This is a genomic window from Mesorhizobium subarcticum (genome assembly GCF_055456085.1).
In genome coordinates, this window is record NZ_CM144237.1 from 1556802 (window position 1) to 1579699 (window position 22898).

Annotated in this window: 17 protein-coding genes and 1 tRNA gene; 11 read left to right on the forward strand and 7 right to left on the reverse strand. The window is 63.4% G+C overall.

Translation table 11 applies throughout. From position 1 onward, the window contains the following. Nucleotides 1-16: 16 nt before the first annotated feature. The 5 genes from ACZYHG_RS07440 (at nt 17) to ACZYHG_RS07460 (ending at nt 10907) form a co-directional block, all read left to right on the forward strand. Nucleotides 17-8713, forward strand: coding sequence for a beta strand repeat-containing protein (locus tag ACZYHG_RS07440; RefSeq protein ID WP_464613225.1), 8697 nt, complete (start codon nt 17-19; stop codon nt 8711-8713). Between the two features lie 112 nt (nt 8714-8825). Next, a complete protein-coding gene (locus ACZYHG_RS07445; RefSeq protein ID WP_464613226.1) occupies nt 8826-9326 on the forward strand; it encodes a phage tail protein in 501 nt (166 codons plus the stop codon). A gap of 13 nt (nt 9327-9339) precedes the next feature. Next, nucleotides 9340-9840 carry a phage tail protein gene (locus ACZYHG_RS07450; RefSeq protein WP_464613227.1) on the forward strand — a complete coding sequence of 167 codons (501 nt, stop codon included), beginning with the start codon at nt 9340-9342 and terminating at the stop codon, nt 9838-9840. Between the two features lie 9 nt (nt 9841-9849). Next, nucleotides 9850-10374 (forward strand): phage tail protein, encoded by a 525-nt coding sequence (locus ACZYHG_RS07455; protein WP_464613228.1) that lies wholly within the window; start codon nt 9850-9852, stop codon nt 10372-10374. An 8-nt stretch (nt 10375-10382) separates the two neighbouring features. Continuing rightward, a complete protein-coding gene (locus tag ACZYHG_RS07460; RefSeq protein WP_464613229.1) occupies nt 10383-10907 on the forward strand; it encodes an N-acetyltransferase family protein in 525 nt (174 codons plus the stop codon). Nucleotides 10908-10922: 15 nt separating this feature from the next. On the opposite strand, the gene ACZYHG_RS07465 is transcribed toward ACZYHG_RS07460, so the two are convergent. Both ACZYHG_RS07465 and ACZYHG_RS07470 read right to left on the reverse strand, forming a co-directional pair. Further along, nucleotides 10923-11537, reverse strand: a complete 615-nt coding sequence (locus ACZYHG_RS07465; RefSeq protein WP_464613230.1) for a 2OG-Fe(II) oxygenase — start codon at nt 11535-11537, stop codon at nt 10923-10925. Then, a complete protein-coding gene (locus ACZYHG_RS07470) occupies nt 11512-11787 on the reverse strand; it encodes a DUF6916 family protein (RefSeq protein ID WP_464613231.1) in 276 nt (91 codons plus the stop codon). The genes ACZYHG_RS07465 and ACZYHG_RS07470 overlap by 26 nt, the downstream gene beginning before the upstream one ends. Before the next feature lie 289 nt (nt 11788-12076). Between ACZYHG_RS07470 and ACZYHG_RS07475 the strand changes: the two genes are divergently transcribed. Both ACZYHG_RS07475 and ACZYHG_RS07480 read left to right on the forward strand, forming a co-directional pair. Continuing rightward, a complete protein-coding gene (locus ACZYHG_RS07475) occupies nt 12077-12874 on the forward strand; it encodes a SapC family protein (RefSeq protein WP_464613232.1) in 798 nt (265 codons plus the stop codon). A 149-nt stretch (nt 12875-13023) separates the two neighbouring features. Next, on the forward strand, nt 13024-13191 hold the full coding sequence (locus ACZYHG_RS07480) for a hypothetical protein (protein ID WP_464613233.1): 168 nt from the start codon (nt 13024-13026) through the stop codon (nt 13189-13191). 2 nt (nt 13192-13193) lie between these two features. On the opposite strand, the gene ACZYHG_RS07485 is transcribed toward ACZYHG_RS07480, so the two are convergent. Both ACZYHG_RS07485 and ACZYHG_RS07490 read right to left on the reverse strand, forming a co-directional pair. After that, on the reverse strand, nt 13194-13757 hold the full coding sequence (locus ACZYHG_RS07485) for a type 1 glutamine amidotransferase domain-containing protein (RefSeq protein WP_464613234.1): 564 nt from the start codon (nt 13755-13757) through the stop codon (nt 13194-13196). 194 nt (nt 13758-13951) lie between these two features. Further along, nucleotides 13952-14026, reverse strand: a tRNA-Gly gene (locus tag ACZYHG_RS07490). A 212-nt stretch (nt 14027-14238) separates the two neighbouring features. On the opposite strand from ACZYHG_RS07490, the gene ACZYHG_RS07495 reads away from it, so the two are divergent. The 4 genes from ACZYHG_RS07495 to ACZYHG_RS07510 all read left to right on the forward strand — a co-directional run bounded on the left by ACZYHG_RS07495 (nt 14239) and on the right by ACZYHG_RS07510 (nt 16857). Next, on the forward strand, nt 14239-14736 hold the full coding sequence (locus ACZYHG_RS07495; RefSeq protein ID WP_027059315.1) for a prolyl-tRNA synthetase associated domain-containing protein: 498 nt from the start codon (nt 14239-14241) through the stop codon (nt 14734-14736). An 86-nt stretch (nt 14737-14822) separates the two neighbouring features. Next, nucleotides 14823-15827, forward strand: coding sequence for a thioredoxin (gene trxA / locus ACZYHG_RS07500; protein WP_464613235.1), 1005 nt, complete (start codon nt 14823-14825; stop codon nt 15825-15827). 106 nt (nt 15828-15933) lie between these two features. After that, complete coding sequence (locus ACZYHG_RS07505; protein WP_464613236.1) at nt 15934-16605, forward strand: LON peptidase substrate-binding domain-containing protein; 672 nt, start codon at nt 15934-15936, stop codon at nt 16603-16605. Nucleotides 16606-16614: 9 nt separating this feature from the next. After that, complete coding sequence (locus ACZYHG_RS07510; protein ID WP_464613237.1) at nt 16615-16857, forward strand: Trm112 family protein; 243 nt, start codon at nt 16615-16617, stop codon at nt 16855-16857. Nucleotides 16858-17127: 270 nt separating this feature from the next. On the opposite strand, the gene ACZYHG_RS07515 is transcribed toward ACZYHG_RS07510, so the two are convergent. From ACZYHG_RS07515 to ACZYHG_RS07525, 3 genes are read right to left on the reverse strand one after another with little or no spacing between them, the layout of a single operon-like run. Next, nucleotides 17128-20424 (reverse strand): error-prone DNA polymerase, encoded by a 3297-nt coding sequence (locus tag ACZYHG_RS07515; protein ID WP_464613238.1) that lies wholly within the window; start codon nt 20422-20424, stop codon nt 17128-17130. Beyond that, on the reverse strand, nt 20421-21896 hold the full coding sequence (locus ACZYHG_RS07520) for a DUF6504 family protein (RefSeq protein ID WP_464613239.1): 1476 nt from the start codon (nt 21894-21896) through the stop codon (nt 20421-20423). The genes ACZYHG_RS07515 and ACZYHG_RS07520 overlap by 4 nt, the downstream gene beginning before the upstream one ends. Beyond that, nucleotides 21838-22869 carry an ImuA family protein gene (locus ACZYHG_RS07525; RefSeq protein WP_464613240.1) on the reverse strand — a complete coding sequence of 344 codons (1032 nt, stop codon included), beginning with the start codon at nt 22867-22869 and terminating at the stop codon, nt 21838-21840. Before ACZYHG_RS07525 ends, ACZYHG_RS07520 begins: the two co-directional genes overlap by 59 nt. Nucleotides 22870-22898 lie beyond the last annotated feature (29 nt).

Consider the following 22898-nt stretch of genomic DNA (forward strand, 5'->3'; position numbering starts at 1 on the left):
TACGATCGGCGGAGCGGTGGGTGATGCCATCCGCGCCACAAGCGCCGTGAGTCACTTCACGTTCGATTCGATCAAGATCGACGGGACCGGCGGCGATGGCGTCAATCTCATTGGCGCCAGTATCGGCACGGTGGATATCGGTACCGTCGATATTGATGGCGTGGCGGGCAACGGTATCGAGATTCAGAATGGCGTCGACCACAATGTAACCATTGGCGGGGGCACTATCGGCGCAACCACTCCCGCCGGCGGCGCGGCTATACGCATCGAAGGGCAACAGGCATCGAGCACGATTACGCTCACTAATTTGGAGATCACAGCCAGCGGCGGTGGAGGCCTGGCCATCTCCGACTCCGCCGGCGCGATCCAAATGGTCGGCGGCACTATAAATAATTCCGGCACCGGAAATGGCATCGTCGTTTCCGGCGGCAGCGCCGCGATCACGGTCTCGGCTCCCATCTCCAGTTCGGCGACCGGGCTCGGCACGGCGGTCAAGGTCGACGGCATCACCGGCGGCACGGTGGCTTTCTCCGGCAATGTCACCTCGACTGGCACCGGCAATCTGTTCGCTATCGGCACAACCACGGCGCCGACCGGCGGTACGATCAGCTTCACCGGCTCGGCACTGACGGCCAGCGGTGGCGGCGGCGTCGTGATCGGCTCCCTTGGCGCCGGCGCGATCTTCAACGCGACCGCGCCTTTGTCGATCACCAACGCGACCGGAAACGGGCTGTCGATCTCGAACGTTGCTGGAAGTGCCACCTTTGGCGCGGTAACTGTGTCGGGTGCCGGCGGTAACGGCATCGACATATCAGGCAATTCCGGCTCGGTGACGTTTACGGGCACGACCAATGTGACCCTAGGCTCGACCGCCAACACGGCCGGCATCAATTTCAGCGGTACCAATGCCGACGTCACCTTCGGCACGACCAATGTGACGTTGGGCGCCGGCGCCAACCAGACCGGCATCGATTTCAGCGGCTCCGCCACCGCCGCAGATTTCGGCCTGACGACGATCACCGGCACCGGCAATTCTTCTTCGCGCGGCATCGACCTGTCGTCGACGACAGGCAACAAGACCATCACCTTCCTGCGTGGCTCCAGCATCTCCAACGTCCATATTGGTGTCGACCTGGCATCCGATTTCACCACGGCGACGTCGGCCAACGCCAATTTCACCTTCGGCGACGGCACGTCTGTCGATGGGCTGCAGTCCTCTATCAGTGCTGCGGCCGGCGGCTTCACCGTCAACACGGTCGGGCTCAATCCGGCGCTCGGCAACTACAATTTCAACGACGTGTTCTTCACCGGCAACGCGAATCTGGCGCTGGCGGCTGTCGGGACGATCATGATCTCGCAAAATGGCGGCGTGATCACCACCGGCACGAACGGACTCACCGCCGACGTCGCCACGGTCACGGCAGCCCAGGCCGACGCCATGGTCGGCACGCAGAGCTTCGCCTTCGTCGGCACCGTCGACCTCAGCGGCACGCCGTTCACCCTCGATGCGGGACAGTCGATCATCGGTTTCGGCAACGGCGCCTCCCTCACCACGGCGGGCACCATCCAGCCAGTCAACGTCCAGGGCAATCTCGGCGCGACGGGCGCCACCGTCTCCGGCGACGAAGGCGTGGTCAAGAGCACGGGCAGCGATACACTGCATCTGCTCGGCGGCAATACCGTCAAGGACACTGCTTTCGACTTCACCGGCGGCAGCGGCTCGGTCTTCCTCATCGACTCCAGCGCGGCGGCCTTCGACAACACGGGCGGCGTCGTCATCAATGGCGTCACGGTCAGCAATGTCGCCGTGGGCCAGACAGCCTTCAAGCTCGATGGCACTACCGGCACTATCGGCAATGTGTCGATCACCAACAACAACATCAACGTCGCCGGCACGCTGCTCGACGCCAATGGCGGCGGCGGCAACATCACGGTCACGCGCGGCAACCTGCCCAACAGCGGGCCGGCCGGCACGCTGACCGGCGGCGGCATCTCGATCGCCAACCGCACCGGCGGTCTGGTCAACTTCACCGACAAGGTGACGGTCAATGGCAACGGCGTTTCGCTCACCAACAACACCGGCGCAACCATCAAGTTCGCGGATATCGATATCACCACCACCAATGGCTCGACGGCCTTCGCCGCCACCGGAGGCGGCACGGTCGAGGTCGACGCGGGAACGATCAGCGCCACGGGTGCGCAAGCGATTGATCTCGACAGCATTGCCGCCAACATCCATTTCACCTCGACCAGCGCGACCTTCAGCGCTGGCAACGGCGTCGATCTGCAGAACCTCAGCGGCACGGTCGCTCTTGGCACCGGCACGCTGACCAACACCGGTGTGGGCACGGCCTTCAATGTCGGCTCGGCAACCAACGCCAGCGGCGGCAATGCGATCATCTCCTATGGCGGCACGATCGCCAGCAACGGCACCGGCGCGGCGGTTTCGATCCAGGAACTGACCGGCGGCTCGGTGACGCTGTCGGGCAATCTGACGGACGGCCTTGCGGACGCCGGCGGCAACATTATCGTTACCGGCATCGACAATGGCACGGCGGCGACCGTCACCTTCTCCGGCGCCACCAAGCAGATCGACTCGGGCGCCACCGACGGCGTCAGCCTCGGCATCACGGGCAATTACCCCCTTGGCGCGCCGACCGCCAATACGAATGGCACGGTCAACTTCACCAATGGCGGCCTCGCCATAAAGACGACGACCGGGACAGGTTTTGTCGCGGCGTTTGGCGGCACCGTCAGCGTATCAGGCACTGGCCCCGTTACTGGAAACACGATCGACTCCGGCAGCAATGGGTTGGTCATAGGCTTCGCCGATGTCGGCAGCGCCGGCGTCGCCTTCGACAGCATCAAGGCTGTCTCCACAGCTGGTGTCGGGGCTGGCGTGCTGCTCGAGGGTGTCGTGCTCGGCGGCGATGTCGACATTGGCGGCCTGAAGGATACCGGCTACATCGGCGCCTCACTGTCCGGCCTGAGCGGCACCGGTGTGGTCAATTTCACCGGCACGATCGATCTCGACACCAGCTACGAAGGGTTCGAGATCGTTGGCCCCCAGATCACCACCGTAAACATCGCCAATGTCGCCGGATCCACCCTGACCATCGATGGCAGCCAGATCGGCATCACACAGACCTCGCAGGGCGGGACCGTCAATGTCGGCGTCAACGGCAGCGCCAGCATCACCAACACCACCGTCGCGGCCATCAGCCTCGGCGGCGGCAATGACCTGGCCTTCACCACGCTGACTTACAACGGTTCGATCACGATCGGTGAGGGCGCGGTGATAAGCGCCAGCGGCGATGGAACCCGTTTGAACATGAGCGGTTCGGTCAATTCCACCACGTCATCGACGGCCTTCGACTTCTTTGGCCATGCCGACGGCATATACGATATTGCAAGCACCATCGATCACAGCGGTGGCACAGGTGTCTCTATCGGCGGCTCGGCCAACGGCACGGTCACCTTCTCTGGTACATCGAAGATATTCAACACCGGCGCCAACGATGCCATCGTCAAGGCACCCGCATACGTGCCGGATCCGCAGACCAAGGGCACGCTCAACTTCACCAATGGCGGCCTCGTCATCACCACCAGCAGCGGCGCCGGCTTCACCGCCAGCACCTTCGGCCCTGGCACGATCAGCGTCACCGGCGCCGGCAACACCATCACCACCGGTACGGGCACGGCGCTGAAGCTTGGCGACGCGACGGCGGTCGTGGCCGGGGCGACTGGCGCGACAATCGGCGTCGATGGCATCACGTTCGATACGATTTCGACCAATGGCGCGACGACCGGCATCTCGCTCAATGATGTCAGCGGCGGCGCCCTCGATCTCGGCGCGGTAAACCTGCTGGGCATCACTGGCGCCAACGCGCGCGGCGTCGACATTTCCGGCACGCTCGGCTCGACGGTGAGCTTCGACAGCCTGAACATGGTGATGGCGGCCAGCGCCACCAACGCTGTCGGCCTTGACCTCAACGGTGCTTCGCTTGGCGCCAGCAACATCACCGCCGGCGATTTCGACGTCGACGGCGGCCTCTCCGCCGGTTCGCTCGGCATCGACATGGCCGGCACGACCGGCACCGGCACGATCCAGCTCGGCGACACCGTCAACAGCAATCCCGGCCCGACTGGCCAGACGTCGACCATCGTGCGTGTCGCGCAGGGCGTCCAGTTGTCCGCCGCCACCAACGCCCAGCTGGTGTTCGGCGATGGTGCCGGTCCGGCCGAATCGAAGATCGAGACCTTCGGCGGTGGCCAGGTCATCCACGCCACCGATACTTTGCCGACCAATGGCGACTACAATTTCAACGACGTCAATTTCAACGGCGATACCTCGAACCTGTCGGCGATCAGCGTCTACTATGTCACATCAGGCGGCACCGGCGACGGTAGCCTCGCCGATCCGGGCAGCTATGTGGGCGCGCAGGCGTCAACCGCCAATGTCGTCGTGCTGATCGACAAGAACGTCAACGGCGCCCAGGATACCATCGACCTGAGTGGGACGACATTCAACCTCGATGACGGTCAGGTGCTGCTCGCCTTCAAGAGCGGCGACGCGGCCGTCGATGTTTCGCAGCTCGGTGTCGACACCAGCGGCGGCGCTTCGGCGGCGTTCCACTTCACCACGGTGCAGAATTCGCCGATCATCTCGGCGCCTGGCGGCATCGACACGCTGCGGCCTGTTCTGCAAAGCAACACCGCCGGCTCGGTGGTCAACTTCGCGACATCAGGCACCGGCCTCGTCACCGGCGGCATCCAGAACCTCATCATCCGCAACACAGGCAGCGGCACCGGCGTCGCCGTCACCGCCACGGCCGCCTCCAGTTTCTTCCTGAGGAACGACGACATCGCCGCCGGCGGCCGGGCGCTCGACTTCTCCACCACCGGCGCGCCGGCCAACACGCTTCTGCTTTCGATCGACGGCAACACGCTGCAATCGACCGGATCCGCCTTGGCGGCATCCTTCTCCGGCCAGAACATCAGTGCGACGGACAACTCGATCGCGATCAGGTCCTTTGCCGGCAATAAAGTGATCGGCGGCACCGGTGGCGGCATCGCCTTTAACAATGTCCGCTTCGATTCCGACGGAGCCGGCGGCACCGTCAGCGCCGGTACGCTCGGCATCGGCACTCCCGGTGCGCGGGTCCAGGGCAATGGCCTCAGCTTCACCAACACCAGCGGCACCCTTGATCTGGGCACGCTCAGCCTCGCCAACAATGGCGGCACCGGTGTCATCGCCAACACCAAGACCACCACCTTCACGCTGAACACCAGCGCCGGCGTGGTCACCACCACCAACGGCGCGGCATTCGATCTCGATCCGCTGACGGTCAACATGACGTTCAGCAGCGTGACCGCCAACGGTGGCGCCAGCGGCATCATCTTCGACGGCGTTGCCGGCACCTTCACCGTCACCGGCGCGACGAGCATTACCAACACGACGGGCTTCGGCATCAGTGCGATCAACACCAACACCGGCACGTTCAATTTCAACACTGTGACGGTGAACAATGTCACCATCCCCAACACGGGCGGCGGCATCGGCTGGGCCAGCGGCACGCTGAACATCTCCGGCCTGGCCAACATCGACACCACCAGCGGCGCCGGGCTTTCGCAAACCGGCGGCACGACCGGCTTCACCGGCGGCGTGACGGTCGATACCACCAGCGGCGATGGCATGCTCGTCATCAATGGCAGCGCGATCACCGTGACCGGCGCCACGAACACCGTGACGACGGCCACCGGGCGCGTCGTGTCGATGCAGACCGCGACCATCGGCGCCAGCGGCGTGACGTTCGGCACGCTCAAGGCGACCGGCACGGTTAGCGGTCCCGGTGTCCAGCTATCCGGTGTCTCGGGCGGCATCTTCAACGGTGGCAATGTGTCCATCGCAAGCTCGAGCAACAACGCGATCACGGTACAGAACGCCACCTCGTCAACCGTCAATTTTACCAGCGCGACGGTCAGCGGCGCCAATATCAACGGCATCGATATCAATGGTGGCGTGACCGGCACCGTGACCTTCGGCACGGTGGCCATCGACAACACCGGCGCGTCCGGTGTGCGCCTGCTGAACACGTCCGGCACGGTCAACATCAATGGCGGCTCGATCGGCGCGACCAACGACCCGGCAGGCATCGGCGTGGAGGTTTCGGGCGGCGCCGCTACATTGAATGTGGCCGCTTCGATCACCAAGACCAGCGCTGGCAAGATCGTCGACATCTCCGGCGTCACCGGCGGGTCGGTCACGCTGACCGGGGCGCTCACCGCCAACACTGCCAGCGACAACGGCATTTTTGTCCACGCCAACACCGGTGGCGCCTTCAATTTCAACGGCGCCATGACGCTTTCCACAGGTGTCAACACTGCGGTCAATCTGGCGACCAACGCCGGCGCCACCATCAATTTCGCCGGCGGTATGGGGATCACCACCACCTCCGGCCTCGGCTTTGGCGCTACGGGCGGCGGCACGATCAACGTCACCGGCAGCAACACGGTCAACACGTCCAGTGGCCAGTTCCTGGTCTGGAACGGCATGACCGTCGGCGCCAGTGGCGCCACCTTCAGCACGATGACGGCCATTAACACGATTACCAGCGGCGATGCGGTCAATCTGACCAATGTCGGCGGCGGCGTCTTCAATGGTGGCACGCTCAGCGCCGTGACCGGCACGAACTCCAACGGCATCTTCCTCAACGGCACCGGCGCAACGGTGAACTTCGCCAAGGTGACGATCAAGGATCAGGCGGGCTCGGCAAGCGGCGGCGGCATCAGGATCGACAACAACACCGGCGCGGTTACGGTCGGCGATAACACCAGTGCGATCGGCGGGCCCGGCGGGTTCGGCTCCGTCAAGGGTATCGGCATCGACATCAATGGCGGCTCCGGCGACATCACCATCGCGGCGTCGGTGTCGAAAGGAAGCGCTGCCAACAACGTCGTTCAGATCACCGGACGCACCGGCGGAACGGTCACGCTCAGCGGAACTCTGAGCACCAACGGCGACGTCAACAACGGCATCAACGTCAACACCAACACCGGCGGCACGATCATCTTCTCCGGCGCGGGCAGCTCGCTGACCAACGTGACCAACACCGCCGTCAACCTGGCCAACAACACCGGCGCGACGATCAACTTCACCGGCGGCGGCCTGGTCATCAACACCACCACAGCCACCGCCTTCAACGCCACCGGCGGCGGCACGGTCAACGTGACCGGCGCCGGCAACACGATCGCGTCGACGACCGGCACCGCGCTCAATGTCGTCAATACGACGATCGGCTCGGGGAACCTTGTCTTCCAGAGCATCACATCGAATGGCGGCAGCGCCAATGGCATCATCCTGGTCAACACCGGCACGGCCGCCGGCAATGGCGGATTGCATGTGACCGGCACCGGCTCAGCCGGCTCGGGCGGCACCATCGCCAACAAGACGGGTGCCGACGGCAGCACCACGCAAGGCACCGGTATCTTCCTCAACGGTACGAAGGACGTGCAGCTTGGCTGGATGCAGCTGAACGATTTCGGCAATTTCGCCATCCGCGGCAACAACGTCACCGGCTTCACGCTCGACCACAGCGTCATCAGCGGCGACAGCGGCACCTCCAACAGCCTGTCCGACGGACTGGCGTCCTTCGCCAACACCGGCGAGGATGCCATCCGGCTGACCAACCTGCTGGGCAGCGGTTCGATCACCAATTCGAACATCAGCGGCGGCTACACCAACACGATCCTGGTCGAGAACAACACCGGCACCTTGAACCGGCTGACGATCGACAGTTCCACCATCGGTGGGCGGAGCGACAACGGCACAGGCATGAACGACGCCATCAATTTCCAGGCCGACGCCGGCAGCGCGACAATGAACCTGACCGTCTCCAACAGCGCGCTGACCAGCGCACGCGCCAGCAACATTACCGCGACGGGTCAGGTCGGGACGAACATGGATGTCCAGCTCATCGGCAACACGGTGACCAATAATCATCCTCTGACCGTCAGCGGCGGCACTGCCTTCGACATCGCCAGCCTCGGCAACGTCACTTTCAGCATCTCCAACAACACGTTCGACATGCATGCCGCCAATAGCGGTACCGGCATCAAGTCCCACGTCATCGAAGTGAACAAGGGCAGCGGCAGCGGCAATTCGACATTCGACGGCACGATTTCAGGCAATACGATTGGTGTTGCCGCGACCGCCCATTCGGGCAGCGGCGTCGGCTCCAACGACATCGACATCAACAGCCAGGACAACGGCACGTTCACCATCGCCATCCTGAACAATACGCTTGTGCACTACGACACCGCAGCCATCCAGATTTCGCAGATTGCTGGCAGCAGTACAGTCAACGCGACGGTGCAAGGCAATACGACAAGCAATGGCGATTCGAATACATTTGCCGGCCTTTATATCGTCGCCGGCTCGGGCCTTGCCGGCGACAATGGCGTCGTCAACCTTCTGGTCGGCGGCACCGGGACACAGCGCAACGACTTCTCGAATGGCGACCCGGCGAACGGCAGCGATGTCTACTTGCAGGTGACGCCCGGCAGCACATCGACGCTTAACCTGTCGAAGGGTGTATCCGTGGCGGCAACCGCCAGCCAGGTCATCAAGGACAACAACCTCAATCCGGGCACGACAGCCGTTGCTACGTCTGGGACGATCAATCTCGTGAACACGTCGCCGCCGCTGCCTTGATCAAATCAAGTTGAGCGGCAATCAAGCCGCCGCGAATACAGAAGATTCATGTCGACTTTTCAGCCCGATATGTCATGGTAGCGGAGTCGGATAGAAGCTGGAGGGGCCCCGTATGGCAGAGCCATATCTATCGGAAATAAAGCTGGTATCGTTCAACTTCCCTCCCAAGGGTTGGGCGTTCTGCAACGGGCAGTTGCTGCCTATAAATCAGAATCAGGCGTTGTTTTCTCTTTTGGGCACGACTTACGGTGGCAATGGGCAAACCACGTTCGCGCTGCCAAATCTGCAAGGCCGCGTGCCGACACATATGGGCGGCGAAGGATTTTTCCTTGGCCAGCCCGGCGGCGAGGCGGCGCACACGCTCTCCATCCAGGAGTTGCCGTCCCACGTGCATGGTGCCAGCGCCTCGACGGTCGATGGCGACCAGGTGATCGCCACCAACAATTATCTCGGGCCCGCCAATCAGCTCTACGGCGCACCAGCGAACCTTACGACCATGATCCCGACGGAAGTCAGCAACGTTGGTGGCAGCCAGCCGCACGAAAACATGCAGCCATACCTGACCTTGAATTTCTGCATCGCCTTGGTCGGCATCTTTCCATCGCGAAATTGAAGGAATTCCAACGATGACAGCCTATGTGGGCGAGATTCGCATGTTCGCCGGCAATTTCAATCCGAACGGCTGGATGTTCTGTCAAGGCCAGACATTGCCTATCTCGGAGTATGAGACCCTGTTCCAGCTCATTGGCACCACCTATGGCGGTGACGGGCAAGAGACGTTCAATCTGCCGAATCTGTCGGGCCGGGTGCCGCTGCATCAAGGCAGCGGGTACGTGATCGGACAGATGGCGGGTTCGGAGGAGGTTACGCTCAATACGCAACAGATCGCCTCGCACTCGCACCCGTTCATGGCGACAACAAATATCGGCGGCGCCAGCGCCCCGGGCAACAATGTGCTTGCCCAGTCGTCCACGATCAAAGTCTATTCCGCGATCGCTCCCACCGTGGCGCTTGGGCCTTCGTCGATGACGCCCGCGGGCGGCAGTCAGCCGCACAGCAATCTGCAGCCCTATCTTTGTATCAATTTCATCATCTCACTGTTCGGCGTTTTCCCGAGCCAAACATAGGACAGGACCATGTCGGACCAATTCGTCGCGGAAATCCGAGTTTTCCCGTTCAATTTTGCGCCTGTGGGCTGGGCTGCCTGTGATGGTCAGCTCATGCCGATCTCGCAAAACACGGCCTTGTTCTCGCTGTTGGGCACAACCTACGGCGGCGATGGCAAATCAACCTTTGCCTTACCGGACATGCAAGGCAATGCGCCGATGCAGCCCGGCCAGGCTGCCGGCGGAACGGACCACTTTTTGGGTGAAACCGGGGGATCGACGACAGTAACGTTGCTGCAGACCGAGATGCCGCAACACGTGCATTCGCTGATGGCCGCCATTCCTCCCGCGCTGCTGTTCGCGCCGTCGGCATCCACAGGACTGGCGCGATCGGCGGGCGGACCGGTCTACCAGACCAGCAACGCGAATTTGACGCCACTGAACAACAATGCAGTGCAGCCAACTGGCAGCAGCCTGCCGCACAACAATCTGATGCCGTATCTGACACTGAATTTCTGCATCGCATTGCAAGGAATTTTCCCGGCTCGCCCCTGATCGCTTCGATGAATCAGTTGATAGGCGTTGAACCGGTTTCGAGCGGCTGGATGCGGGCGGCTGGCGCCGGGCTGGCTTTTCGCGTAGCCACGGATGCCGACTTGCCCTTCCTGGCAGAGGTCTATGCCTCCACCCGTGCGGAAGAACTGGCGCTGACATCCTGGGCCGAGGCTCAGAAGACCGCATTTCTCGACATGCAGTTCCGGGCGCAGCACGCGCACTACCAGCAGCATTATCCGCAAGCCGACTGGCTGGTGGTGATGTCTGGCGCGGAAGATATCGGCCGCCTCTATATCGAGCGCTGGCCAAGCCAGCACCGCATCATCGACATCGCTTTCCTGCCGGCCTATCGCGGCAAAGGGTTCGGCAAGGCGTTGCTCAGCGACCTGATCGACGAGGCGGGCGCGGTCGGCAAGGCCGTCTCGATCCATGTCGAAAAGCACAACCCGGCCACGCGGCTTTATCTGCGGCTGGGTTTCGCCGTCGCCGAGGACAAGGGTGTTTACGACCTAATGGTGCGTCCACTCTCTTGACCGCGATACAGATTCTCAGGCGCCGCGATACCACGAGACGATGGTGAAACGTTCGTAGCGGGTGACCGGAGTGACTTCGTGCGTTGTTTCCGAACGGAAGGCGACGAGGGAGCCAGGCACTGCCGGCATGGCAACGCGCAGGTCCGGACCGCTGTAAGGACCATGCAGGACCAGCGAGCCGCCAGCGTAACTTTCGACAGAAGCATTGTCGGACTGAGCGTTGAGGAAGATCACCGCCGAGATCTTCCTGAAGCGCGATTCGTCATGAATGAGCGGCGTGTTGCCGTCCTGGTGCGGCACGAAGAAATCGCCCTCGCGATAGTGGAGAAACTGGGGTTCCTCGCTCGCGCCGAGTGCGACGCCGAAACGCTGCTCCAGAACCGGCTTCTGCCGCGCCAGCAGGTGCTCTATCCGCGCCTTGGTGGCAGGCGAAACCTCCGCGCGCCTGGTCCGGCGCACCTCAGGCCATGCCGGCTTGTGGTCGGAACGGCCAAGCAGGCCGGCGTCCCGGCCGACGGCTGCGCGGATCTCCGCGCAGAGCGCGCCGCATGCCGCTTTATCCAGCACCTCGGGGATCAAGAGATAGTCGACCATCGAACCGAACTCAGTTGAAGACGGCTTCGTAGACATGGCCCGTTGCGTCGACAGAAACCGGCACGATGAAAATGTCGTCGGCGATTGTATCACTGGTGAAGCGATAGATGGCCTGCGGCAGCCTTACCTCGCGGGGCCCCTTGAACAGCAATGTGAAGCCGCCGCCGTCGCGGGGGCTGGCCTCGATGCGGCGAACCTGGGTCAATTCGAGCGAGAACTGCCGCCCACCGGCCGAAACGGTGAAAACCGACCCCGCCGCCCGCTCGAAATCCGCTGCCGAAACCATGCTGTCCGCCCCAATCCGTTTGCAGTCAGCGATAATGTCACCACTTCGCGGCAAGCTGTCCAGAGCCATCCGGCGACCTTTGCGGCATTGCGTTGCAAGCCATGGTGTAAAATCAGCACTATCCAACCATAACTGCTTTTGCGGCAGTGAAGAACGCTGTAGAGCCTTTACTTCATCTTGCGCATGATCATTGCCGAACCAAAGATCAGCATGCAGGAACAGATCCCGGCTGGCGCTGGGTCATCAATGGGCGAGCCACTGCAAGCAGCTCGCGGGAGGAACGAAACGAATGGCTGACGGCGACCTGAAAGCAGCAACGGCAAGCGCCGCAATGCCGCTGTTCTACTCCAAACCGGAAGCGCTCAACCCGGCACGGCACGGCTCGCTCGGCCTGACCGCGCGCAGCGATTTTTCCTTCGCGCGCGCAGCCCACGCCATTCCGGTGGTGGCGTCGGAAATGCCGGCGGCGATGCGCTCCTATCCGATCGTCTTCATCGGCGACGGCAAGGCGCCCGTCATCATCACCGGCGTGCGCCAGAACGAGAACCTGTTCGTCGATGCCGACGGCAGGTGGACCGCCCCGCATTACGTTCCTGCCTATGTCCGCCGCTATCCCTTCATCCTGGCCGAGGATCCGACCACTGCAGGCCGGCTGACGCTGTGCGTCGACCGGGCAAGCGAGCGCGTCGTCGACCAGGCCGTGGCGCCATTGCGTGACGACAAGGTCGCGCCGTTCTTCATCGGCAACGAGCCGACCGAGGCGACAAAGCAGGCGCTCGCCTTCTGCAACCAATTCCAGATCGACTTCAGGGCCACCCGCGAGATGGTCGAGAAGATCGACGCGCATGGCCTGTTCGCGCCGCGCCAGAGCAAGGTGACGCTGGAAGGCGGCGAAGTGCTCAACCTCACCGATTTCCAGGTGATCGACGAGGCTGCCTTCAACAAACTGAGCGACGCGGCGTTCCTCGACCTGCGCAAGTCAGGCGCGCTCGGCCTGCTCTATTGCCACCTTGCCTCGACCAACAGCTGGACGTCGCTGGTGCATCAGGCGTCGCTGCGCAAGGCGGATGGTGCCAAGCAGGCCTGACGGGCAGCGCCATCAAATCTTCGATTTCTTGTGGAATCCGAGTGTGATGTCGAAACAGTTTCACACGCGTAGTTCCGACTACTACCGAACCTCTCCTCCGATCACGAGCGTGCGCCATCGGGGCGCACCGGTCAGACCGGAGAATTCGCATGCATCACAAGCGCAAGAAGCCCAAGAGCGCCAGGGCGGGCTGTCTTCTTTGTAAGCCGCACAAAGCCAATGGCGTGTGCCCGCGCCACAAGAATATGCGTCCAGGCAGCCTGCGCCGCTACCAGGCAGCAACCTGGCAGCTGCGTTGTGAGGGCTTGCGCGGCTGAGGTTAAGCCGCTTCTCTCCTGTCGTGCCGACCTTCGTTGATCTCCTCGGTGAGCTTTTCACAGAATGCTTCGAGATCACCTGGGTTACGGCTGGTGACAAGCCCCTGGTCGGTGACGACCTTGCTGTCTTCCCAAAGGCCACCAGCATTGACGACGTCGGTCTTGATCGACTTGTACGATGTGACCCGGCGGCCTTTGACAATGCCGGCTTCCGCCAGCAGCCAGGGCGCATGACAGATCGCGCCGACGACCTTCTTGGCGGCCCAGAACGATTTGATGAAGTCCAGCGCCTTCTGCTCAACCCGCAGCAAATCGGGGTTGATGACGCCACCAGGTAGGACGATCGCGTCGTAGTCGTCTGCCCGCGCCTCATCCAGGGTCCTGTCCACGGGAACCTCACGGCCCCAATCCTTTTTGTCCCAGCCTTTGATATTGCCGCCTGCGAGCGACACGACATCGACGGTGGCGCCCGCTTCGCGCAGTTTCTTCAGCGGGACTTCAAGTTCGGATTGCTCGAAGCCATTGGTCGCAAGGATAGCGACACGCTTACCGGAAATGTCCTGCATGGGTTTCTCCATCGTTGGGTTGATGGAGGCTAACGAGCCGGAGCGGGAAGCGTTCCTCGCTGTAATTTTATGTGATTTCTGAAGGAAGCGCTGGGCCGGTTCGGCCAAAGCGTTCCAGTCTGCGCTCGCCCAAAATGCGAAAAAGCCGCGGTGGGACCGCGGCTTTTCGGTGCTTGATCTCCCCTTGAGGAAACTGGAGCGGGTGAAGCGATTCGAACGCTCGACCCCAACCTTGGCAAGGTTGTGCTCTACCCCTGAGCTACACCCGCTCACACGGCATCTTGGCCGCAAGCCGCGCCTATATGGCTGAAGAGCGCGGCGATTGCAACAGGGAAATGTCGGGCTTTTTGCAACCTGTCGGGCGATGCCGGCAAAGTGCCCGCTATGCGCGGATTTCGCCGCTCCATTGCGCGATGGTCTTGTGCCGGCCACCGCATTGGCCGTAAACGGCAAAGCTGAAAAACGACGAAGAAGACAATCGATGCCGAAGACCGAAGCTGACCTTTTTGCCTTTCTTGCCGAACTCGGCATTGCCGTTTCGACGATACGCCATCCGCCGCTCTATACGGTGGCCGATTCGCAGGCGCTGCGCGGCGAAATTGCCGGCGGGCACACCAAGAACCTGTTCCTGAAGGACAAAAAAGACAATTTCTTCCTGGTCACCGTCGGCGAGGACGCCGTCGTCGACCTCAAGCAGATCCACCAGCTGATCGGCGCCGCCAGCCGCGTTTCCTTCGGCAAACCGGAGATGCTGCTGGAGCTGCTTGGCGTCACGCCTGGCGCGGTCACGGTGTTTGGCGTCATCAACGATACGGCAAATCGGGTCAAGCTGGTGCTCGACAAGGATTTGATGGAACATGCCGTCATCAATGGGCATCCGCTCACCAATGAAGCGACGACATCGATCGCCAGGGATGACCTTATCAAATTCGTCGAGGCAACCGGGCATGATGCTGCTATCTTGAAAGTCTCGGCATGATCGCCACATGCATGGCGAAAGCCGACTTCCATTGAGAGACAAGGCGCCAACCCGCTGGCCGGTGGCGCGACCGAAAGGGTGACGAGATGAGCGACAACAAGCCGTTTGGCGGGTCATTCGGCAGCAGTGGCGGCCAATATGCCACCACGGTGCAGTATGGCGGAGCCGCGCCCGCGCCGGCAAAGGTCACGCTTGGCGATACGCCGGCCGCTGTCGCCGGCGACGTCATCAAGGACACCACGACGGCCGCTTTCGCCGCCGACGTCATCCAGGAATCGCGCCGCCAGCCGGTGCTGGTGGATTTCTGGGCACCCTGGTGCGGGCCTTGCAAACAGTTGACGCCGCAGCTGGAGAAGGCGGTCAAGGCCGCCGGCGGCAAGGTCAAGCTGGTCAAGATGAACATCGACGACCATCCCTCGATCGCCGGCCAACTCGGCATCCAGTCCATTCCTGCGGTCATCGCCTTCAAGGACGGCCAGCCGGTCGATGGCTTCATGGGCGCGATCCCCGAGAGCCAGATCAACGAATTCATCACCAAGGTCGGCGGCAAGGGCAATGGCGCTCCGCCCGTGGCCGATGCGCTGGCGGCAGCGGCCGAAGCGCGCGCGGCCGGCGACATGCAGACCGCCGCCGACATTTTTGATGCCGTCCTGGCGCAGGCGCCCGAGACGATCGAGGCGATCGCTGGACTGGGCGATCTGCTGTTCGAGGCCGGCGATACCGAAGGCGCCGAAGCGCTTCTGGCAACCGCACCGGAAGCCAAGAAGGAAGCGCCTTTGCTTGCCGCGTTGCGCGCCAAGATGGCGCTGGCCGCGCAAGCCGCCGCGCTTGGCAATCCGGCCGAGTTCGAGCGCCGGCTGGCCGAGAATCCCAAGGACCATCAGGCGCGTTTTGATCTCGCCATGATCCAGAATGCCCGTGGTGACCGCACGGCGGCGGCGGATAATCTGCTGGCCATTATCAAGGCCGACCGGGCCTGGAACGAGGACGGCGCCAGGACGCAATTGCTGCAGCTGTTCGAGGCCTGGGGCATGACCGACGAGGCGACGCTGGCCGCGCGGCGCAAATTGTCGGCGCTGCTGTTTTCCTAAAGCAGCGGCTGTTTCGTCGCACGGGCTTGTGATGTCAGGCCAAAGCGCCAGATAGACAGGCTGGATCGAGGACACGCTTCCTGATGGGAGCGATGGGAGGAATGAGGTGCAAGCGGGAAACGCGCATTACCGGGTCGCCAAGGATCTGCCGTCGACGATCCCGATCTTTCCGCTCGAAGGCGCGCTTTTGCTGCCGGGCGGGCGCATGCCGCTCAACATCTTCGAGCCGCGCTACCTGCAGATGGTGGACGAGGCGATTTCCGGCTCGCGGCTCATCGGTGTCATCCAGCCCAGCCTCGACGGTGCGTTGCGCGAGGATGGCGAGCCGCAGCTCTGCAATGTCGGCTGCGCCGGGCGCATCATCGCCTTTTCCGAGACCGGCGACGGCCGCTACCTCATTTCGCTGCAAGGTGTGTACCGCTTCCGCATCGCCAGCGAATTGACGGTCAAGACGCCGTTCCGGCAGGCGAAGCCCGCGCCCTTCCTCGCCGATCTCGACGACGATCCGGCAGCCAACGAGATCGACCGGCCGGCGCTGCTCAAGGCCTTTCGCGCCTATCTGCAGGCCAATGATCTCGAAGCCGACTGGGAAAGCGTCAGCCGCGCCGAAAATGCCATGCTGGTCAACGCATTGTCGATGATGGCGCCCTACGGGCCGGCCGAGAAACAGGCGCTGCTCGAAGCCGCGGATTTGAAGACGCGGGCCGAAACGCTGATTGCCATCACCGAGATGGCGCTGGCGCGGGAGAACGAGGATTTTGGCTCGAGTCTACAATAAGAGGGTGCGATGGCGGCGGATGGGCGTGACGGAAAGAAGATCAATGTCGACCCCAAGCTGCTGGAACTTCTGGCCTGCCCGCTGACCAAGGGGCCGCTGGCCTGGGATCCGGAGCGGGGTGAGCTGATCTCGCGGATCGCCAAGCTCGCCTATCCGGTGCGCGACGGCATCCCGATCATGCTGCCTTCGGAAGCGCGGACGTTGTCGGCGGAGGATGTGTTGTCGCCGCCGAGGTTGGGTGGGCCTTCGTAAGGGGCGTTCAAGCAGCGACTGCTGTGCAGAAGTCTATGAGAGGTTGGCGGGACAGCGCCCCCCTCTGTCCTGCCGGACATCTCCCCCACAAGGAGGGAGATTGGCTGTTGTCTCCGCTTTCGCCAATCTCCAACGCTGAAGGACAGGCTCGACGGCGAAGCTGCCGATCTCCCCCAAGTGGGGGAGATGCCCGGCAGGGCAGAGGGGGCGCTGGCCCGCCGGCGTTCTATTCATACTCGCTCCGCTCGCGACAACGGAGCAGGCCGATGCCTACTGAAAATTACGCCCCTTGGGCATGACACTCTCCGCCTCTTCCGACAGTGTTGCGAGGTCTTTGACCGGTGTGTCTCGTAGCACCGGTTGACTGGCCCCGCTCACCTTCTCCAGAAGCACGGTCAGCCACGGCGTCAGATCCTCGATCTTTTCCGCAACGATATGGACCACACCGGATTCCGACTGCAATTTGCCGGTAACCTTCACGAACCGCGCGCCCATGACGATGGGGCGGAAGCGGGTAAAAGTTCGCTCCCAGAAAATGACATTGGCGACGGCCTTGTCGTCTTCCAGCGTCAGGAAGATGGCGTTGCCCTTGCCGGGGCGCTGCCGCACCAGCACGAGACCGGCGACGGAAACCCGCCTGCCGTCGCGCACCGAAGGCAGGTTGGCATTGGGCGTGACGCCGGCGCGGTCGAGCCGCTCGCGCAGGAAAGCGACCGGATGCGCCTTCAGCGACAGGCCGAGCGACCGGTAGTCGTGGATGACATGCTCGCCGAGCGGCATTTTCGGCAACTTCGTCTCGGGCTCCAGCTCGCGCAGGCGCAGCGCCGGCTGGTCGAACAGCGGCAGCTTTTCGGCAGCACTCTTGGCGCCCAGCGCGCGCACGTCCCACAGCGCGGCGCGACGGTCGAGGCCGATCGAACGGAAGGCATCGGCCTGCGCCAGCCTCTCGATCTCGTCGACATCAAGGCCGGAGCGCAGCCAGACATCCCGGACGGATGCGTAACCGTCACCGCGTCGCGCGACGAAAGCCTCCATGCGTTTCTCCGCCAGCCCCTTGATCTGCCGGAAGCCGAGCCGAACTGCATGATCCGTCTCGATGACGCCGCGCATCTCGGCATGGCGTGGCAGGATGCGAGCCGGGTCGAAAGGCGCTTTTTCCAGGGTGCAGTCCCAGACGGAGAAATTCACGTCGACCTCGCGAATGTCGACGCCATGGTCGCGCGCGTCGCGCACCAGCTGCGCCGGCTGATAGAATCCCATCGGCTGCGAATTCAGGATCGCGGCGCAGAACACGTCGGGATAGAAGGTCTTGAACCAGCACGAGGCATAGACGAGCAAGGCGAAGGACGCGGCATGGCTCTCGGGAAAGCCATATTCGCCAAAACCCTCGATCTGCTTGAAGCAGCGCTCGGCGAAGTCCGCGGTGTATCCCTTGCCAACCATGCCCTTGATCATACGCTCTCGATAATTGCCGATAGTCCCGGTGCGCTTGAAGGTGGCCATGGCGCGTCGCAGTTCGTCAGCCTCGCCCGGTTTGAAACCGCCGGCGACGATGGCGATCTTCATCGCCTGTTCCTGGAACAGCGGCACGCCGAGCGTTTTGCCGAGGATCTCTTTCAATTCCGACTTTTGATATTCGGGCTTCTCCTTGCCCTGCCGGCGGCGCAGATAGGGATGGACCATATCGCCTTGGATCGGGCCCGGCCGAACGATCGCCACCTCGATGACAAGGTCATAGAAATCGCGTGGCTGGAGCCGCGGCAGCATCGACATCTGCGCGCGAGACTCGATCTGGAAGACGCCGAGCGTATCGGCGCGGCAGATCATGTCATAGACGCGTTGGTCCTCTGCCGGGAGAGTGGCCAGCACATAGGGTTGCGCGTATGGGTCCCGTGCCTTGGGATAGTGGTCGGTAAGCAAGGTGAAGGCGCGCTGCAGGCAGGTCAGCATGCCGAGCGCCAGGATGTCCACTTTCAGGATCTTCACCGAGTCGAGATCGTCCTTGTCCCATTCGACCATCTTGCGCTCGTCCATCGCCGTCTTGACGATGGGCACGATCTCGTCGAGCCGGTCCCGGGTGATCACGAAGCCGCCGACATGCTGCGACAAATGACGGGGGAAGCCCATGATCTCGTTGGCCCGTTCCATCACATGCCGCGATGTGGGGTCGCTGCGGTCGAGGCCGCCGGCGCGGGCTTCCTTCTCGCCGAGTTCCGAGGTCGACCAGCCCCAGATCGAGCCGGACAGTGACGCCCGGACATCCTCCGAGAGACCCATGGCCTTCGACACTTCGCGCAACGCCGAACGGCCGCGATAGCTGATGACGGCGGCGGCGAGCGCGGTGCGTTTGGAACTGTATTTCGTATAGATGTACTGCATGACCTCTTCGCGTCGCTCGTGCTCGAAGTCGACGTCGATATCCGGGGGTTCGTTCCTCTCCTCGGAAATGAAGCGCTCGAACAGCGTGTCGATCTTGTCCGGCCCGACCTCGGTGATGCCGATGCAGAAGCAGATGATCGAATTGGCGGCGGAACCGCGTCCCTGGCAGAGAATGTTCTGGCTACGGGCGAATTTGATGATGTCGTATACGGTCAGGAAGTAGCGGGCATAGTTGAGACGCTCGATCAGAGCGAGCTCTTCCTCGATGCGTTTAATGACGCTGGCCGGGACACCGCCCGGGAACCGCCGGGTCGCCCCTTCCCGCGCCAGTCTTTCCAGCTCGGCCTGCGGGCCGAGTCCGGATTCCGTCGGCTCATCGGGGTAATTGTACTGGAGGTCGCTGAGTGAGAAGGTCAGCTCTTCCGCAAAGCGCAAACTCTCGGCCAGCGCCTGCGGATGCCTGCGGAACAGGCGGGCCATTTCCAGCGGTGGCTTCAAATGGCGTTCGGCATTGGCGGTGAGTTCCAGCCCGACCTCGGCGACGGGCGTGTTGAGGCGGATCGCGGTCAGCACGTCCTGCAACGGGCGCCGTTCGGCGGTGTGGTAGAGAACATCGTTGGTCGCCATCAGCGGTATGCCGGTGCTCTGGGCAAAAGCCGCCGCCTGCTCGATGCGGAAACGGTCATTGCCGGCATAGTCGGGCGAGACGCCAAGCCGCAGGGCCCTGCCGAAGCGGTCCTTGAGCTGGTGAATGAGGGCGAGGCTGTCTTGCGCGTCCGCCGTCAGATCGGGCAGGACCGCGAGCGACATCAGATCCCCCCATTCGAGCAGGTCGCTGCGCTGGAGAAGGGTGGCGCCCTTTTCGCTCTCGTCGCGCAGATTGGCTTGCGTCAGCATGCGGCACAGATGCCCCCAGCCCTTACGATCCCTGGGATAGGCGAGAATATCCGGCGTGCCATCGCCGAAAACCAGCCGGCAGCCGGGGTGATAGGAGAGCTTTTCGACCTTGGCCTGCTGCCAGGCGCGCACCACGCCGGCCACCGTGTTTCGGTCGGCAAGACCGATGGCCGAAAAACCCAGCAGCTTGGCGGCGACCACCAGTTCCTCCGGCTTGGAGGCGCCGCGCAGGAAGGAGAAGTTCGACTGGATGCCGAACTCGGCATAGGGGATGACGGTCAGCGCGTTCATGCGAAGACCCCATGCATGAACCAGCGCGGCGGCACTTGCGGGTTGCCGTAAAGGCCTTGCCGGTAGAGCCAGTAGCGGCGGCCATCGCCATCCTCGATGCGGAAATAGTCGCGGGTCGATGTGACCGGATCGCTTGACGCTTCACGCCACCATTCGGCGGCGAGCCGTTCCGGCCCTTCGGCGCGGGTGACGCGGTAGAGCGCGCGCCGCCAGCGAAAATGCAGCGGCGGCCCTTCCGGCATTTCGGTCGCCGGCACGTCGATGGGTTCGGGCGCGCGAAACAGCCGGATAGGACGCTCCGGCGGGAAGATGGTCGTGGGCGCCTGCACCTTGGCTGGCTTCTTCGGCGGCGTGGTCCGGCGCGGCGCTTCGGTGAAGGGGATGGTGGCGACGGCGCGTTCCGGCAGATGGCTTTCAACGAGGACCGGCTGCAGCACCGCGCCCTCGCCGAGCCGGGCGCGGATACGGTCGGCGAACAGCGCGATGTCGGCGCCGTCGTCGGTCACCTCACCGGTCAGATCGGCCTGCGCCATGTCGAATGCGGCCGCCGCCAGCACCGAGAGCCGCACCAGATCGAAGCCATAGCCGGCGTCAATGTCCTGCTCGAGCGCGGCCAGCCTTTCATGGAACAGTTTCTGGATCAGCCGGGGGTCGCGCATCGGCCGCGAGGTGCCGAGCGCAATGCGGCTGACGGCGCCGTCGACACGGAAGAGCAGCAGCGCCAGCGTCCGGGCGCCCTCGCCACGGCGCTCGAGGTCGGTCTTCAAGGTCGTCGCCAGCAGGCCCACCAGCCGCTCGATCTCCTCGGTCAAGGTGATTGGCTCGGCCAGATGGCGCTCGACCGAAAGCGGCGCGACGGGAAGCCGCGGCGAGACTGCTTCGTCGAGACGGCCAAGCGCCTGGTCGAGACGCAACAGCAAGGTGGCGCCGAAGCGGCGGGCAAGCGGCGCGCGTGGTGCCGCCATGACGGCGCCCGCCGTGCGCAGGCCGACGCTTTCCAGGCTGGTGCGGGTTGCCGGCGCGATACGCAGTGCGGCGAGCGGCAAGGGGGCAAGCAGCGCTTCCTCCTCGCCTGGCGCAACGATGCGGTCGCCGCAAAAGCGGGCCGCCGCCCAGGCCGCCCCCGGGGTCGGGGCAAGGCCGGCGCGGACATCGAAGCCCTGATGGAAGAAGCGAGACAGGATGTCGTCCAGCATGGCGCGTTCGCCGCCAAACAGATGGGTACAACCGGTGACGTCGAGAAACAGGCCGTCGGTCGCGTCAATCGCCACCAGTGGGGTGTAGCGGTCACACCAGTCGGCAAGGCCTTCGAGCAGGCGGCGGTCGGCGTCCGGATCGGCCTCGACGATGTCGATCGACGGGTGCATGGCGCGCGCATCGGCAATGCCCATGTCGCGCTTCAAATGCAGCGCCTCAGCCCGCTCGTCGAGGGCCGAAATGCGCTGCGCGTTGCCCTGACGATGGCTGATCACCAACGGTGGATGAGATGGCGTCGGGTGATCCGACGGCCGGGAACGCCACGACCGCCCCAGACGCTGCCGCAGGATCCTTTCGGCCGCCAGATAGGGAAACCACAGGGACAGGATTCTCTGTCCGTTGTTTCTGGCCCCTTCTTTCGTCAAATGCGCGTTCATCGGGGTTCCACTCCAGTGTGAATTGTCCAGGCAGGGCCGTGCGGCTCTTGCCAATGGTGATGGTGAAGGCGGGGCGGCCGATCGAACCGGCGAGCGGCCCGGCGACAGTGGCGCGCGACACGGCCGGCGCCGACGCGACGATGAAGCGGATGGGTGCTGCCGTCGGCTCGGGCTCGGCCGCCTGCCGCAGCAGGAACACCGGCCGGCCGGCAGCCTGCGCCCTGGCATGCAGCCGGCGCGTGGCGGTCAGGTCCAGCCGTTGCGGGTTGCCGCGGATTTCGAGGATGATTGCGGCGAGCGCTGTCATCCTGGCGGCCTCCTCGGCGATCCACAGCGCATCGACGAGTTTTGGCGCCTCGGAAAACAGCAATTGCTCCGGCTTGATGCCGAACGAGGCCTGCAACCCCCTGGCATAGGGAAAGCCGGCCTCGCGGAAGATTTCCGACGTGCCGATCCACAGGATGGGCAGCCCTTGCGCCTGCTTGAGGATCAGGCTGATGAGCGACAAGGCAAAGCCGGCGACGGCCCCGGCATCGCGGGTTTCCAGGCCATGGATTTCGCTGAGCGCGGCTTTCGGCAGACCGCCGCTCAGGGCGGCATCGAACCGTTCGACGCCAATGGGCAGGAAGGCATCCGGCAAGGCCGCGACAAGGCCGCGCCGGACGATTGTGAGATCGACATCGGTGAGGCCGTCAGCATCAAGGGCTGCGCCAGCCGGCGCCTGCAGGCGCTCGGGCAGCGTTCCCTCGATCTTCGCGATCTGGCGGCGCAGGGAAAAAACAGTCTCCCGCGCCACGGCTGATATCGCCATGACGGTCAGTATCCACTCACAATTGTTCC